The organism is Ruegeria intermedia (assembly GCF_900129345.1).
Taxonomy (GTDB): Bacteria; Pseudomonadota; Alphaproteobacteria; order Rhodobacterales; family Rhodobacteraceae; genus Ruegeria; species Ruegeria intermedia.
In genome coordinates, this window is sequence record NZ_FQVK01000041.1 from 1 (window position 1) to 14,179 (window position 14,179).

Genomic DNA, 14,179 nt, shown 5'->3' on the forward strand with positions numbered 1-14,179 from the left:
TGGAAGCCGCATTTTTCTGGATTAAAAAACAAAAGCTTGCCAGCAAATGATGGCAAGCTTTTTTCTCTTCATGCCCCACGACGCGGAATGCGTCAAGCCCCCTCGCCCGGATTTCATCCAGGCTCACCCCCGGGATATTTCTGGCCAGATGAAGGCGCGGGTCAGGAAGCGTGCGATTGCCCGAGCGCCAAGGTGTGCTGGCGCAGCCAGGCCATGAAGCCACGGGGGTCTCGTTCAAGCAACTCCATGTCTGCATCTGAAATCGGTTCTCCGATCACCGGCGATTGCGGCTTGTTGCAGGAGCGGACGATTTCGTGCAGCAAGAGGCCCTGACGCAGAATCGGCGACAGTTTGTTGGCGATCTGGTACCAGCGCGAATTGCTGCCCGGGAAGAAGATCGGCAGGACCCTGGCGCCCGAGCGGCGGATCATCTTGGCGGTGAACACGTTCCATTCACGTTCCTGCGCAGGTCCGAACCAGGTGTCGGATGACATCACCACCCCTGACGGAAACAGGGCGACGACGCCGCCGTTCTTCAGATGCTCCATCGCCTTGGCGCGCATCTCGAGCATCTTGGGCTGAGCCTCGGGGTCGTGCGGGAACGGGACCGGTATCATGAAGGAGGTCGCGGCCTCGTCCAACCCGGTCAGGACCGAGCGGGTCAGGATGCGATAGTCCTGGCGGACGCGCCCGATCAGTTCCGCCAGGATCATGCCATCCACCATCCCGTGCGGGTGGTTGGCGACCACCACCACCGGGCCCTCCTTGGGAATGCGCGCGATCTGCTCCTCGGGCGTGGTCAGGTCGATGCCCATTGTCTTGAGCGCGCCACCCCAGAACTTCTGGCCGCGGTAGTTCTCGTTCTGCTTTTCGAACTTGTTGACCATCCGCAGGATGGTGAGCTTGCCCGTGCACCACTCGATCGCCTTGATCGCGGTCGCAGTCCAGGGGTCGTCGAACGAATTTGCGTAGGTCAGCGTTCTGCGGTCGTAGATTTCGCCCTGCTGCGGCACCCCATCCGCAACCGCGCTTGTCTTGGGTTCGTGCGTGGTTTCCGCCAATTCCTGGTCTTCCCGTTCCTGTGTCGCGGTGCCGGGCTCAGTACCCTTCGCCGAACTTGTCGTTCACCAAGGCTTCCAGCGCATCCGCCAACGCCTCAGCATCCGGCCCGGATGTTTCGACGTCAATAGTGGTTCCGCGCGAGGCTGCCAACATCAAAAGCCCCATGATGCTGTCGCCCGAGGCCGACAGCCCGTCCTTCGAGACCTCGGCGCGGGCGTCAAAGCCTTCAACCACCTCGACCAGTTTGGCCGACGCGCGCGCGTGCAGCCCTTTTTCATTGATGATTTTCAAAGTTCTGGTGGCCATGTTCATTCGATCCGGTCTCAGTCCAGCGTCACATTTTGCGTATTGATGTATTTTCGTCCAGCCTCCATGGCCTGGCGAACGGCATCGCCGACGGGCAGGTGGCGGCTTTTGGCCAGCTTGATCAGCATCGGCAGGTTGGCTCCGTAGAGGATTCGCCGGTCCTGCGGCGCACAGGCCCGCAGGCTGAGATTCGAGGGGCTGCCCCCGAAAAGATCGGTGACCACGACAACGCCATCGCCGACATCAACTGCATCGGCCGCGCGACAGATCTCGGCCTGTTTCTCTTCGCGGTCGTGATCCGCCTCGATCGCGATCGCCACCAGACCGGGTTGCTGGCCCACGACATGCTGCATGGCAGCCAGGTATTCCTGGGCCAGCCCGCCATGTGCCACGATTACAATTCCGATCAATCCGGCCTCACATTCAACGATCGACGTTCCATCTCGCGGTGCCTAATTGCCACCGGCTGCCCTGCCTCTGCAAGGGCCTTTGCAACGGCTTCGGCCACCGCTACCGAACGGTGCTGCCCTCCGGTACACCCGAAAGCCACCGACAGATGCGCCTTCCCCTCGGCCCGAAAAGCCGGCAGCAGAGCCAGCAGCAGGTCAACGACCCGGCTCAGAAAAGGCGCATAATTCTGGTCAGACTGAACATAGGTTGCCACGTCCGGATTTCGACCATCCGCCGAACGAAGCTCGGGGCGCCAATAGGGATTGGCCAGAAACCGGCAGTCGAACACCATGTCGAGCCCCAGGGGCAGCCCCCGCTTGTAGGAAAACGACTCGATCGAAACCGCAAGGTGTCGCCCGCCTTCCGGGGCGAACCAGCGCTCGACCTCTTCGCGCAGTTGATGGATGTTCAGCGTGCTGGTGTCGATCAGGGTATCCGCGACCTCTCGGATGGGGGCCAACAGCTCTTTTTCCTGCCGGATGCCGGTTTCGGGGCTGGCATCCATCGCCACCGGGTGGCGCCGCCGGGTTTCCGAAAACCGCCGCAGCAGCACCTCGTCACTGCAATCCAGATACAGCGTGGTCAGATCCACCTGCGCCATACGCCCCAGCCTGGCGACCAGCTCGATGAAGCCTATGGTCGAGAAATCACGGTTGCGCGCATCGATGCCCAGCGCAAGGGGGCGGCTGGGGCCGGGCCCTTCCATCAACCGCATGAGCAGACCCATGGGCAGGTTGTCGATGGCCTCATAACCCAGGTCCTCGAGCACGTGGATGGCGGTCGAACGTCCGGCTCCGGACGGGCCGGTCACCAGGACAACGCGGCGTTGCGTGTTCATTTGCTGGGCCATCGCGGGTCGACTCGTCCCATCTTCATCAGTTGCATCAAGGCTGCCGCCAGATTGGGCATGTCGGCGGCCCGAAGCAAGGGCAAGGACTGCCCCAGCAGAGGAAACCGCATCGGTTCGGGCACGCGCTCGGGTTCGGGTCGATCCAGATCGACCAACCAGCGCACAGGCGTGGCCTTGGCGACCTCGGCGCGCAGCAGCCCGATGCCGCGCGCCTCGATCAGGCCGCGTATCGGGTCAATCCCATCGGCCATCACGTCGTGCCCGTCCAGCCACAGGGTGATCCGGTCATCGCCGACCAAACGGGCGCCATGGGCCATCATCTGCAAGGCAAGCGCGGATTTCCCTGCGCCCGAACGCCCCAGGATCAGCGCTCCGTGCCCGCCGACCGCGACGCACGAGCCATGCACGACCACCCTGCCTGCGACCGGGTCCTGCGGAAGATCTCCGACGCCCATGGGTCAGACGGGCAGGCCCACGACAAAGCGCGCGCCCAGCGGATCCGATGTCGGGTCGGCGTCGGTCGGCCGGATGTTTTCGGCCCAGATCACGCCGCCATGGGCTTCGACGATCTGCTTGGAAATCGCCAGTCCCAGCCCCGAGTTGTTGCCGAAATGCTCGGGCGGGCGTTGCGAATAGAAACGCTTGAACACCTTGGTCAGCGCCTGATCGGGAATGCCGGGCCCGGTGTCCTCGACCACGACCAGCACCCGGTTTTCACGCCGCCGCACCCAGACACGGATCGCGTCCCCCTTTTCGCAGAACGAAATGGCGTTGGTGATCAGGTTGACGAACACCTGGGCCAGACGCGCCTCGAGCCCGTTGACGATGATCGGCTGCGCCGGCAGATCGGTGATGTAGTCGATCCCCTTCGACCGGGCGTCCTCACCCAGATACTGGCCGATGTTGTCCAGCAGCTTGAGCAGATCAAAGGGCTGCTCTTCTTCCTTGACCAGTTCGGCATCCAGGCGCGAAGCGTTCGAAATGTCGCTGACCAGCCGGTCCAGCCGCCGCACGTCATGTTCGATGACGCCCAGCAGTTTCTCGCGCTGGTCGTCGCGCTTGACCATCCGCAGAGTGCCGACGGCCGATTGCAGGCTGGCCAGCGGGTTCTTGATCTCGTGGGCGACATCGGCCGCGAACTGTTCGTTGGCGTCGATGCGATTGTACAGCGCCGTCACCATGCCGCGCAGAGCCCGGCTCAGGCGTCCGATCTCGTCCGGGCGGGCGCTGAGGTCGGGCATGCGGATGCGCCCCGGATTGACCCCCGTGCCCCGGTCCTTGCCCATCTCGGCCGCAGCCGCCAGATCGGCCAGAGGGTTGGCGATGGTCGAGGCCAGAACAAGGCTGAGGCCGATCGAAACCAGCAATGCGACGACGAACATCTGCAGGATGCGCTCCTGCTCCTTGCGGGCCAGCGCGTCGATCTCGCCGGGCGGACCGGTGATGGCGACGGCACCGATCGGGTCCCCGGCCTGCAGGATCGGCGAAGCCGCGACGATCACCGTGTCGCCCAGGTCGTCGTTGACCGCCTGCACCTGCAACTGGCCGTTCAGCGCTCCGGGCACGATTTCCTGCACGCGCTGGGCCAGCGTCGGGGCCTTATCCTGCGCCGCGCCGGTGAAGACCTTGTACAACCCGTTCCAAACCGCGTTCAGGGCGTCACTGATCAGAGTACCGCCCGTGGGCGCATCGGCCTCGGCCGGGATCAGCCCCGGCACCCTGGCCACGGATGATTCTCCGCGTGTCCATCCGATCAGCGTGCCTGTGCCATCATAGACGAACACCTCGCCGCCTTCGGGTATGCTGAGCAACGACAACGTATCCTTGATGTTCAGATCCGCCGTCGCCCGGGCGCCCTCGGTCCGCCGCAGTTGGGCTTCGAAAACATTCGACACCAGCTTGGCGTCGCCGATCAGATCGCGCGCTGTCTGCTGGACCCGCGCGGTCCGGGAATCATCCAGATACAAAAGACCGGCGACCAGGGTCACCAGGGCGATCAGGTTGAAGGTGATGATCTTGCGGGCCAGAGGCGAATTGCGCAACGTGAACAGCGTCCGGCGCGAGCGGCGTGCGCGCAGTTCGGCCGATTCGGAATCCTGCGGAATGACCCAGTCATCCCCCAGAACGACGCCATCGTCGCGCATGTCGCTGCCTTGCTGGGTGTCCCGCACGAAACCCAATCACCTTTGCTGAAGCCGGTCCGGCTTATTCTTCGTTGTACCGGTAGCCTATGCCATAAAGCGTCTCGATGGCCGAAAATTCTGGATCGGCCGCGCGCATTTTCTTGCGCAGACGTTTGATATGGCTGTCGATCGTGCGGTCGTCCACATAGACCTGATCGTCATAGGCCACATCCATCAGCTGATCGCGGCTTTTGACGAAACCCGGCCGCTGGGCCAGAGCTTGCAGCAACAGGAACTCGGTCACCGTCAGGGACACGTCCGTGCCTTTCCAGCTGACCGCGTGGCGCAACGGGTCCATCCGCAGGTGCCCCCGTTCCATGACCTTGGTCTCGCCCGGCGCCGACGCCGACGGATCGCCCGAGATCGCCTCCTGCCGGCGCAGCAAGGCGCGGATCCGCTCGACCAGAAGGCGTTGCGAGAACGGCTTTTTCACATAGTCATCCGCCCCCATGCGCAGGCCCAGAACCTCGTCGATCTCGTCGTCTTTCGAGGTCAGGAAGATGACCGGCATCTGGGTTTTCTGGCGCAGACGCTGCAACAGGTCCATGCCGTCCATCCGGGGCATCTTGATGTCCAGAACCGCCATGTCGGGCAGTTTCTTGTTGAACGCATCCAGGGCGGCCTGCCCGTCATTGTAGGTTTCGACCTCGAACCCCTCGGCCTCGAGCGTCATGGACACGGACGTCAGGATATTCCGATCGTCGTCCACCAGTGCAATCTTAGACATAGGGCTGCCCCTTTACCTGCTCACTGAAGCTATCGTTTGCTTTTTGTAGGGCATTCTTGGCTTTTTTAAGGCCGCGAATCAATCCGGATGTACGAATCACGCCACATTGTTCACGAACCTGAGACAAAAAAGTCTTAACGGATGGCCGAAAGTGGTCGTGCTTTCCGACAGGAAATTCCTGGTTGCGCTAAACCTGGATTTGATGGCGCTAACTGTGCCAAACCGTCCTGTTCATGCCTTCCGCGTGCATGTTAAGACACGCGCATCCGCCGGGTTTTCCGGCAAAATGCCCCACGTGCGCTGAAGACTGCTATCCGGCGCCGCCACAGGAGAAGACACGCATGACATCTGGACGGGTAAACCCGCAATTTCGCCTCGAAGATCAGGGCATCGGGGGTCTGGGCAATGTCTATTACAACTTCATCGAACCGGCGCTGATCGAAGAGGCCCTCAAGCGAAACGAAGGCACACTGGGCAACGGCGGGGCCTTTCTCGTCTCGACCGGCAAGTTCACCGGCCGCTCGCCCAAGGACAAGCATGTGGTCAAGACCGACAGCGTGGCCGACAGCATCTGGTGGGAAAACAACGCCGCCATGAGCCCCGAGGGCTTTGACGCGCTGTACGACGACATGCTGGCGCATATGAAGGGCAAGGACTACTTCGTGCAGGATCTGGTCGGCGGGGCCGATCCCACCTATGCGATCAACGTGCGCATGGTCACCGAGCTGGCCTGGCACAGCCTGTTCATCCGCCACATGCTGCGCCGCCCCGACCGTGAGGACCTGGACGAGTTCGTCGCCGACTTCACCGTCATCAACTGCCCCAGCTTCAAGGCGGACCCGAAAAGGCACGACTGCCGCAGCGAAACCGTGATCGCGTTGAACTTCGACCGCAAGCTGATCCTGATCGGTGGCACCGAATACGCGGGCGAAAACAAGAAATCCGTGTTCACGCTGCTCAACTACCTGCTGCCTGAAAAAGGTGTGATGCCGATGCACTGCTCGGCCAACCACGCCGTCGGCAACCCGGTTGACACGGCCGTGTTCTTCGGCCTGTCGGGCACCGGAAAGACCACGCTGTCGGCGGACCCCGCGCGGGTTCTGATCGGCGATGACGAACACGGCTGGTCCGACCGCGGCACCTTCAACTTCGAAGGCGGCTGCTATGCCAAGACCATCAACCTCAACCCCGAGGCCGAACCCGAGATCTACGCGACCACCTCGAAATTCGGCACCGTGGTCGAGAACATGGTCTTTGACCCCGAGACGCGGGAACTGGATTTCGACGATGACAGCCTGACCGCGAACATGCGCTGCGCCTATCCGCTGGAATACATCTCGAACGCGTCGAAAACCGCATTGGGCGGCCATCCGAAGAACATCATCATGTTGACCTGCGACGCCTTCGGCGTGCTGCCTCCGATCGCGCGGCTGACGCCGGCGCAGGCGATGTACCACTTCCTGTCGGGCTTCACCTCGAAGGTGGCCGGAACCGAGCGCGGCGTGACCGAGCCGCAGCCCACCTTCTCGACCTGCTTCGGCGCGCCGTTCATGCCGCGCCGCCCCGAGGAATACGGCAAGCTGCTGCGCGACAAGATCGCCCAGCACGGCGCTACCTGCTGGCTGGTGAATACCGGCTGGACCGGCGGCGCCTACGGTGTGGGCAGCCGGATGCCGATCAAGGCCACCCGCGCCCTGCTGACCGCCGCTCTGGACGGTTCGCTGGCTGACGCGGAATACCGCAAGGATGCCAATTTTGGCTTTGACGTACCGGTGGCGGTACCGGGCGTCCCCGAAGTGCTGCTGGATCCGCGCCGGACATGGGATGATCAGGCCGCCTTCGACAAGCAGGCCGAAAAGCTGGTGCAGATGTTCGCCGAGAATTTCGAGCAGTACCTGCCATTCATCGACGAAGATATCCGGGCCGTCGCGATCGGCTGAAACCACGCAAGCCACTTTTGCAGACGGGGGCCGCACGGCCCCCGTTTTCGTGTGGCGAAGCCCAGCGAAACGCCAATCTGCCTATGGTTGTAATTCCCCTGTTGCGCATACAAATGCGTTGCTTGGCATGCGAAGTTGCGATAATCAAAATTGTACAAATCGCAAATAGCCCGGCGCTTGCGCACCGGGCCGGGACTGAAAATACCTTGGGGGCGACCTGCATCTGTTCACTCACCAAAAGAACAGGCCGTCTAATCAAGAGTATAGTGAACCATTAGGGGATTAGTGTCAACGTGACAGCACAATGCCGCTTCGGGTCGTGCCAAGTGCTCCTCCGAAACGGGCGTTATGTTGGCAGCAGGAATATCAGGAATGAACATGACCGAAATCTCGAAACTGGCCGAATTGCGCAAACTGGTACACAGCATGGAGCGTACACTGGGTCTCGAGGAACTATCTCCGGTTGAGCGCGACATTTATTATGCGGCCGAAGAATTGTCCAAGAACGGTTCCGAGATCCGCACCTATGGATTGATCGAACACACGCTGGTGCAAAACGTCTCCAGACCGACTTTTTTCCGCGCGCTGAAATCGCTGGTGCAGAAAGGCTATCTGGCGCACAGCGGAAACGCCAACAGGGGCCGCTACATCGTCAATGCGCCGCGTTGACCTGCTGCTGCACCCATTCGGCTGACCCTCATGCGATCGTGGATCACTGACACGTTTTTCGCCTCGCTGGCATATGTCGGAGCGTCATTTCTGACCTTTTCGGTTCTGATGCCTCTGCAGAACGTTTTCTTCCCGGAATACCCAAGCCGCGCCAGCCTGCTGTTTCTGCCGCATGGCGTGCGGGTTCTGGCGGCTTGGCTGCTTGGATGGCGCGCCGTTCCGGCCCTGCTTCCCGGGGTGTTCATCGTATTCGCATTGCTGGGTGGCGCGGATGTGTTTCTGGCAAACCGGCTGCTGGCGATCGCCATCGCGGTCACGACGGCACCGGCGGTGTTCTACCTGCTGAAATGGGCGGGGTGGGATCTGTTTCCCGCGCCCGGCCGCAGCCCGTGCTGGGCCTGCATCATGGGCGTCGGTGGGATCACATCGGTTCTGGTGTCCATCCTGACCAACATGGCCTTCGGCAGTTCGACCTCGGAATACGTGGCGTTTCTGATCGGTGACATGTCGGGGCTGCTATTTTTGATGTTCGGCCTGTATTTCGCCTTTCGCGTCATCGACCGCCGGGCCTGACCGATCACCCGACCAACCCGCGCCGCAGCAGGTTTGCACCGGCGACCATCAGCACCAGCAGCGTCGCCTTGCGAAACGTGGCCTGATCGATCCGGTCGTGCAGGCGCAGCCCCAGCCACATTCCGACCGCCGCGGGAACCGTCAGCGCCATGGAAAACGGCACCGTGTCGGCACGCAACACCCCCGATCCCACATGCGCCACGGCAAGCGCCACGGCACCCAATCCGTAGATCACCCCCTGTATCCGCAGCTGCTCGGCCTTGGGCGTATCCAGCGCGGTCAGATAGGCCACGGTGGGCGGTCCCCAAACCCCGGAAATGCCCCCGACGAACCCGGCAAGCGCACCGATGGCGGCCTCGATCCGCGCTGACGGCCGGGAGAGGCTCAGTCCGAACCCCAGCAACTGTATCGCGGCAAAAAACGTCACGGGAAGACCGACCAGCAACAAGAACGCCCGCGCCGGCACAAGGCTGACCAACTGCGCGCTGGCCAGCAGAAACATAAGCCCCACCATCAGGAACACCCGGAACTGCCGAATGGCCGACACCGCCGCTGCACGCCCTTCGCGCAGGGCCTGAAATCCGTTCGTGACCAACGTGGGCAGGATGAGCCCGGCCAAGGCCAGTTGCGGCGGCAGCATCATGCTCAGCCCCGAAACAAGAACCATCGGCATGGCAAACCCGACCATGCCTTTGACCGCGCCAGCCAGAAAGGCCACCGCGAAAGCAAGGCAGAGCTCGGGCCAAGTCAGCATCGAAAACAGCGTCATGCCCCTACATAGCACCCTGCATTTCTTCTGCACCGCAAAAATCGTTGCGTAATTTTTGGACCTTTTCGACGCATTTTGTGAATTTTTGTTGCGCTGCAGTTGCAGCATGATATGACCAGACAACCCAGCAAAGGACGTGATTCATGGCCCATGACGGACAAGATATGACGAACATGACTTCTCAGCCGGTTCTGCCCGATCTTCTGACCCTGACGGGGGCCGCGCTGCCCGCGGTTCAGTCCGTCTTTGACCGGGCGCGCGATGCGGTGCGCGAGATGGTCACGGCCGAGGGTCGCGTCTCGGGCGCTTTGGTCGAGGCGAACCAGACCGCAGCGCATGGGCTGGCCTGGCTGGCGACCTACAACCAGTCTCTGCAGCAGATGCAGAAATGGGCCGAGGCGCTGGACGCCCAGGGCAAGTTCGGCGAGATGGAGCAGCTGCTGCACCAGATCGCCTTTGGCGAATATCTGCACCAGGTCGCCGGCGGCATCCCGATGAACCAGGGCGAGGTCGTGCGCCTGCAGGATCTGGGCCTTGGCTGGGACGCCCTGTCCGGGTTCCAGTGCGACGAGGTTCAGACGCTGATGCGTTCGGCCAACAGCCAGGCCGCGCGCACCCGTCTGGTCGAGTTGATGGAGGCGCAGGCGGGCGCCACTATGTTCGGCGCCTCTGGCCTTGACGAAGAGCTGGAGATGATCCGCGACCAGTTCCGCCGCTATGCGCAGGATCGGGTCGAGCCCAACGCGCATGAGTGGCACCTGAAGGATGAGCTGATCCCGATGGAAATCATCGAGGAACTGGCCGAGATGGGCGTATTCGGCCTGACCATCCCCGAGGAATATGGCGGGTTCGGCCTGTCCAAGGCGTCGATGTGCGTGGTCTCCGAAGAACTGTCGCGCGGGTATATTGGCGTCGGCAGCCTGGGCACCCGGTCCGAGATCGCGGCCGAGTTGATCATCGCGGGCGGCACCGACGACCAAAAGGCCCAATGGCTGCCCAAGATCGCCAGCGCCGAGATCCTGCCGACGGCCGTGTTCACCGAACCCAACACCGGCTCGGACCTTGGCAGCCTGCGCACCCGCGCGGTCAAGGACGAGAACGGCGACTACAGGATCACCGGCAACAAGACCTGGATCACCCATGCCGCGCGCACCCATGTGATGACGTTGCTGGCGCGCACCGATCCCGAAACCACCGACCATCGCGGATTGTCGATGTTCCTGGCTGAAAAAACGCCCGGCACCGATGAGGATCCGTTCCCGACCCCCGGCATGACCGGCGGCGAGATTGAGGTGCTGGGCTATCGCGGCATGAAGGAATACGAGCTGGCCTTCGACGGCTTCCACGTCAAGGGCGAGAACCTGCTGGGCGGCGAGGAAGGCAAGGGCTTCAAGCAGCTCATGGAAACCTTCGAATCCGCGCGTATCCAGACCGCCGCCCGCGCCATCGGCGTGGCCCAGTGCGCGCTGGACATCGCCATGCAATACGCGCAAGAGCGCAAACAGTTCGGCAAGGCCCTGATCAACTTCCCGCGCGTATCCGGCAAGCTGGCGATGATGGCGGTCGAGATCATGATCGCCCGTCAGCTGACCTATTTCAGCGCCTGGGAGAAGGACAACGGCCACCGCTGCGACCTCGAAGCCGGGATGGCCAAGCTGCTGGGCGCGCGCGTCGCCTGGGCCGCGGCCGACAACGGGTTGCAGATCCATGGCGGCAACGGCTTTGCCTTGGAGTACAAGATCAGCCGGGTGCTGTGCGACGCCCGCATCCTGAACATCTTTGAAGGCGCCGCCGAGATCCAGGCGCAGGTCATCGCGCGGCGTCTGCTGGCCTGAGCGCCCGCCCGTCGCGGTTTCCCCAACTTGACCCGGCCCGGCGCCGGGTCTTTTCTTTGTGATCTGTCGGCCCTGCGGCGACTGGGGTCCGGCTTGCGGGCGGTCTGTCGTTTTTCCCCCTTGGGTCCCGTGGCCTGTCCGGAGTAAGAAGCACGCGCGATACGCTGCGCTGCGGCGGGCGCATTGCCGACTCGAGACCCCACGGAGAAACCATGGCGCGCCTTCTGATCCTTGTTCTTGGCCTCTTGATTGCAGGATGCAGCACGCCGTCCGGCACACCCTCGGGCGACGTTGCCGGTCTGACCCGCGCCATTCAGAACCTCGGCCCCGATGTCGATCCGCAGGAAGCCGCCCGCGCGGCGCAGATCGCCCATGACTATGCGCTGCAGCTGAGGGCCGAATACCGGGTCACCGATCCGGCGATCATCCACAACGCCAAGGTCATCAATGGCTTTCGCGAGCGCGGGCTGTGCAATGACTGGGCCGAGGACATGCTCGAGCGGCTGCGGCAGGAAAACTTCCGCACGCTGGACCTGCACTGGATCACCTCGCCGCCGACCCCGTTTCGGATCATCCACCATTCCGCCGCGATCAGTGCCAAGGGCGACGGACCCTATGACGCGATCGTGCTGGACGGCTGGCGCAACGGGGGTGACCTGTTCTGGGCACCGGTGCGCGAGGACACGCGCTATAACTGGCGCCCCCGGATGGAGGTGCGCGCCGAACTGCTGGCGCAATGACGCCAAGTCGGGATAGAAAACCCCCATGCTGCGCCTGAGCCTGATCCTGCCCGCCCTTGCCCTGCTGCAATGCGACCGCGACGAAAGCGTCGCCGCCTATGGCGCGGCCGACCGCACCTGGGTGTTGCAGGAAGTGAACGGCCAGCCCTATGAGGCCAGCGCGCTGCTGCGCTTTCCCGAAGACGGCAAGATTTCCGGCAACGCGCCCTGCAACAGCTACTCGGGCACATTGAACGCACCCTATCCTTGGTTCGAAATCACCGACCTGACCGCCACCCGCGCCGCCTGCGCCGGGCTTGAGGCCGAAGGGTTCTATTTCGCCGCGCTGCTGGCGATGACGCAGGCCGAAGTGTCAGGCGACGTGCTGATCCTGCGCAACGAGGACGGGCACGAGATGGTGTTCAAAGCCGCCGAGTGAACTGATCGACAAAGCGGGCGCGGGCCTCGGGCAGCGGCGTGTGACCCAGCGATGGCGCCACGCGATGCGCCAGGAAATAGCCGGTCGTGCGCAGCCCGGCGGCGATCTCGTCATCCGGGGCACCCCCCTGCCCCCGCAACACCGGCGGCAGAGGCAGCAGCCGGTCGGCCCAATCCCCGGCGCCTTCGGCACTGACCGCCCGGCCGGTCTTGGGCGAGACATAGGCCAGCCCCTCGGTCGTGCCGGTCACGGCGCAGCGGGTCAGGTCCAGCCCAAAGCCCAGTTCTTCAAGCAGGGCCAGTTCCCAGCGCAGGTAAGCCAGCGGCCAGATCTCGTCCTGGCCCAGCAGATCCATCAGCTGTTCCGTCTGTCGATAGATGCCGGGGTGCGGTTCGCGTTCGGGCAGGCAAAAGGACAGCAGGGCCACGACGGCGTTCAGCCCCGACAGCGCCAGCCGCCCCGAAAACGCCGCCGCCGCGCGCGAGCGCAGCGGCTCGACCTGGAAGGTGCCGATATGTTCCTGCAGCCGAGCCCGCCACAGCACGTCCAACTGCGCGCCGGGTTGCAGGATGGGGGCGATCTTGCGGCTGGCACCCCCGCGCACCACGCCCGCATGGCGGCCATGGGTTTCGGTGAACACCTCGATGATGGCCGCGGTCTCGCCGTGGCGGCGGGCAGTCAGAAGTATGCCATGGTCGCGCCAGTCCATGCGGGGCCCTTGGGTTGCCTTGAGATCGCGTCGGACCGCGACGGTACGGCGCGGCGCGGAAAGAAGCAAATTCAATCGGAAGACACCGGCTGACGTGCCGGAATTGTGGACTTGGACCCGGGGCGGCATTACCCAGAACGGGCAGCCACGAGGCCTGATATGACCGACGCGACCTTTCCCAGCATTTCCCCCGCCTTCCGCCGCGCGGACATGGCGGTGCATGCGCTTGGGCTGGCGTTGATTCTGGGCGCGGGCGGCACTTTGGTGGCAAAGGCGGTGACCCATCTGCAAGGCGCGTTGCTGGCTGCGGTCGTGGTCTATGTGGCGTGTGCGCTGGCGTCGAACCTGGCGTCCTGGGCCTATCACTTTCTGCCCTTGCACGAGCGGCGCACGCTGCTGCGGCGCATAGATCATGCGGCAATCTATCCCAGCATCGCGGGCACCTTCACCCCCTTCTTCGTGCTGGCCGGCACCCCCTGGACCTTGGGCCTGCTGGTCGTGTGCTGGGCGCTGACGGCGGTGGCGGTCTGGAACAAGATCACCAATGAGACGGTGAAATCACGCTGGTCGACGGCATCCTACCTGGGGTTGGGCGCGCTGGGGCTGCTGGCCCTGCCCGACCTGCGGGGCGTACCGGTGGCGACACTGTGGTGCATTCTGGCCGGGTCTGGCTGCTATGTGATCGGCACCGCCTTCTATGCCCGCAAGACGCTGCCCTACCGCTATGCGATCTGGCACATCTGGGTGAACCTGGGCGGGATTGCCATGTTTGCGGGCGTCTGGCTGGCGCTGTCACCTCTTTGGGTGCCCGGAGCATCCTGACGGGCGCGGAACGGCCCGATCAGGAATAAGGTGTAAAACACACGACTTGATCTGACATTTCTGCTCTTTTGGAGCGCAAGCAAGGAGTGTCGATCAATGACAAGCATTCAGGAAAAGATCATCAAA

The 14,179-nt window shown here is 63.2% G+C and carries 16 protein-coding genes; 7 read left to right on the forward strand and 9 right to left on the reverse strand.

The window, feature by feature from the left end:
• Window positions 1-161: 161 nt before the first annotated feature.
• The 7 genes from F3H26_RS18285 to F3H26_RS18315 form a co-directional block, all read right to left on the reverse strand.
• A complete protein-coding gene (locus F3H26_RS18285; RefSeq protein WP_149777414.1) occupies window positions 162-1,061 on the reverse strand; it encodes a lysophospholipid acyltransferase family protein in 900 nt (299 codons plus the stop codon).
• Window positions 1,062-1,098: 37 nt separating this feature from the next.
• Complete coding sequence (locus F3H26_RS18290) at window positions 1,099-1,368, reverse strand: HPr family phosphocarrier protein (protein WP_040634596.1); 270 nt, start codon at window positions 1,366-1,368, stop codon at window positions 1,099-1,101.
• Window positions 1,369-1,385: 17 nt separating this feature from the next.
• A complete protein-coding gene (locus F3H26_RS18295; RefSeq protein WP_149777416.1) occupies window positions 1,386-1,778 on the reverse strand; it encodes a PTS sugar transporter subunit IIA in 393 nt (130 codons plus the stop codon).
• On the reverse strand, window positions 1,775-2,656 hold the full coding sequence (rapZ, locus tag F3H26_RS18300) for an RNase adapter RapZ (protein WP_149777417.1): 882 nt from the start codon (window positions 2,654-2,656) through the stop codon (window positions 1,775-1,777). The genes F3H26_RS18295 and rapZ overlap by 4 nt, the downstream gene beginning before the upstream one ends.
• On the reverse strand, window positions 2,653-3,123 hold the full coding sequence (locus tag F3H26_RS18305; RefSeq protein WP_149777419.1) for an HPr kinase/phosphorylase: 471 nt from the start codon (window positions 3,121-3,123) through the stop codon (window positions 2,653-2,655). Before F3H26_RS18305 ends, rapZ begins: the two co-directional genes overlap by 4 nt.
• 3 nt (window positions 3,124-3,126) lie before the next feature.
• Window positions 3,127-4,812, reverse strand: coding sequence for a sensor histidine kinase (locus tag F3H26_RS18310; protein ID WP_149777429.1), 1,686 nt, complete (start codon window positions 4,810-4,812; stop codon window positions 3,127-3,129).
• A gap of 61 nt (window positions 4,813-4,873) precedes the next feature.
• Window positions 4,874-5,578: a response regulator transcription factor gene (locus F3H26_RS18315; RefSeq protein ID WP_149777420.1), complete on the reverse strand. Its 705-nt coding sequence runs from the start codon at window positions 5,576-5,578 to the stop codon at window positions 4,874-4,876.
• 341 nt (window positions 5,579-5,919) lie between these two features.
• Between F3H26_RS18315 and F3H26_RS18320 the strand changes: the two genes are divergently transcribed.
• The 3 genes from F3H26_RS18320 (at window position 5,920) to F3H26_RS18330 (ending at window position 8,760) form a co-directional block, all read left to right on the forward strand.
• The gene (locus F3H26_RS18320; protein WP_149777421.1) at window positions 5,920-7,518 is read left to right on the forward strand and encodes a phosphoenolpyruvate carboxykinase; all 1,599 of its coding nucleotides are present in this window, start codon (window positions 5,920-5,922) and stop codon (window positions 7,516-7,518) included.
• 372 nt (window positions 7,519-7,890) lie between these two features.
• Window positions 7,891-8,187, forward strand: a complete 297-nt coding sequence (locus F3H26_RS18325; protein ID WP_223162574.1) for a hypothetical protein — start codon at window positions 7,891-7,893, stop codon at window positions 8,185-8,187.
• Window positions 8,188-8,217: 30 nt separating this feature from the next.
• A complete protein-coding gene (locus F3H26_RS18330; protein WP_223162575.1) occupies window positions 8,218-8,760 on the forward strand; it encodes a hypothetical protein in 543 nt (180 codons plus the stop codon).
• Window positions 8,761-8,764: 4 nt separating this feature from the next.
• Here F3H26_RS18330 and F3H26_RS18335 read toward each other — a convergent pair whose 3' ends face one another.
• The gene (locus tag F3H26_RS18335) at window positions 8,765-9,529 is read right to left on the reverse strand and encodes a sulfite exporter TauE/SafE family protein (protein WP_149777422.1); all 765 of its coding nucleotides are present in this window, start codon (window positions 9,527-9,529) and stop codon (window positions 8,765-8,767) included.
• 143 nt (window positions 9,530-9,672) lie between these two features.
• On the opposite strand from F3H26_RS18335, the gene F3H26_RS18340 reads away from it, so the two are divergent.
• The 3 genes from F3H26_RS18340 to F3H26_RS18350 all read left to right on the forward strand — a co-directional run bounded on the left by F3H26_RS18340 (window position 9,673) and on the right by F3H26_RS18350 (window position 12,522).
• Window positions 9,673-11,364 (forward strand): acyl-CoA dehydrogenase family protein, encoded by a 1,692-nt coding sequence (locus F3H26_RS18340; protein ID WP_149777423.1) that lies wholly within the window; start codon window positions 9,673-9,675, stop codon window positions 11,362-11,364.
• A 212-nt stretch (window positions 11,365-11,576) separates the two neighbouring features.
• Complete coding sequence (locus F3H26_RS18345) at window positions 11,577-12,104, forward strand: hypothetical protein (protein WP_149777425.1); 528 nt, start codon at window positions 11,577-11,579, stop codon at window positions 12,102-12,104.
• A gap of 25 nt (window positions 12,105-12,129) precedes the next feature.
• Window positions 12,130-12,522, forward strand: coding sequence for an META domain-containing protein (locus F3H26_RS18350; protein ID WP_149777426.1), 393 nt, complete (start codon window positions 12,130-12,132; stop codon window positions 12,520-12,522).
• Here the strand turns inward: F3H26_RS18350 and recO are convergent.
• Complete coding sequence (gene recO / locus F3H26_RS18355) at window positions 12,506-13,231, reverse strand: DNA repair protein RecO (protein WP_149777427.1); 726 nt, start codon at window positions 13,229-13,231, stop codon at window positions 12,506-12,508. The genes F3H26_RS18350 and recO overlap by 17 nt on opposite strands.
• A gap of 159 nt (window positions 13,232-13,390) precedes the next feature.
• Here recO and trhA point away from each other — a divergent pair, with 159 nt between their 5' ends.
• Window positions 13,391-14,053 (forward strand): PAQR family membrane homeostasis protein TrhA, encoded by a 663-nt coding sequence (gene trhA, locus F3H26_RS18360; protein ID WP_149777428.1) that lies wholly within the window; start codon window positions 13,391-13,393, stop codon window positions 14,051-14,053.
• The last annotated feature ends 126 nt before the right edge of the window (window positions 14,054-14,179 follow it).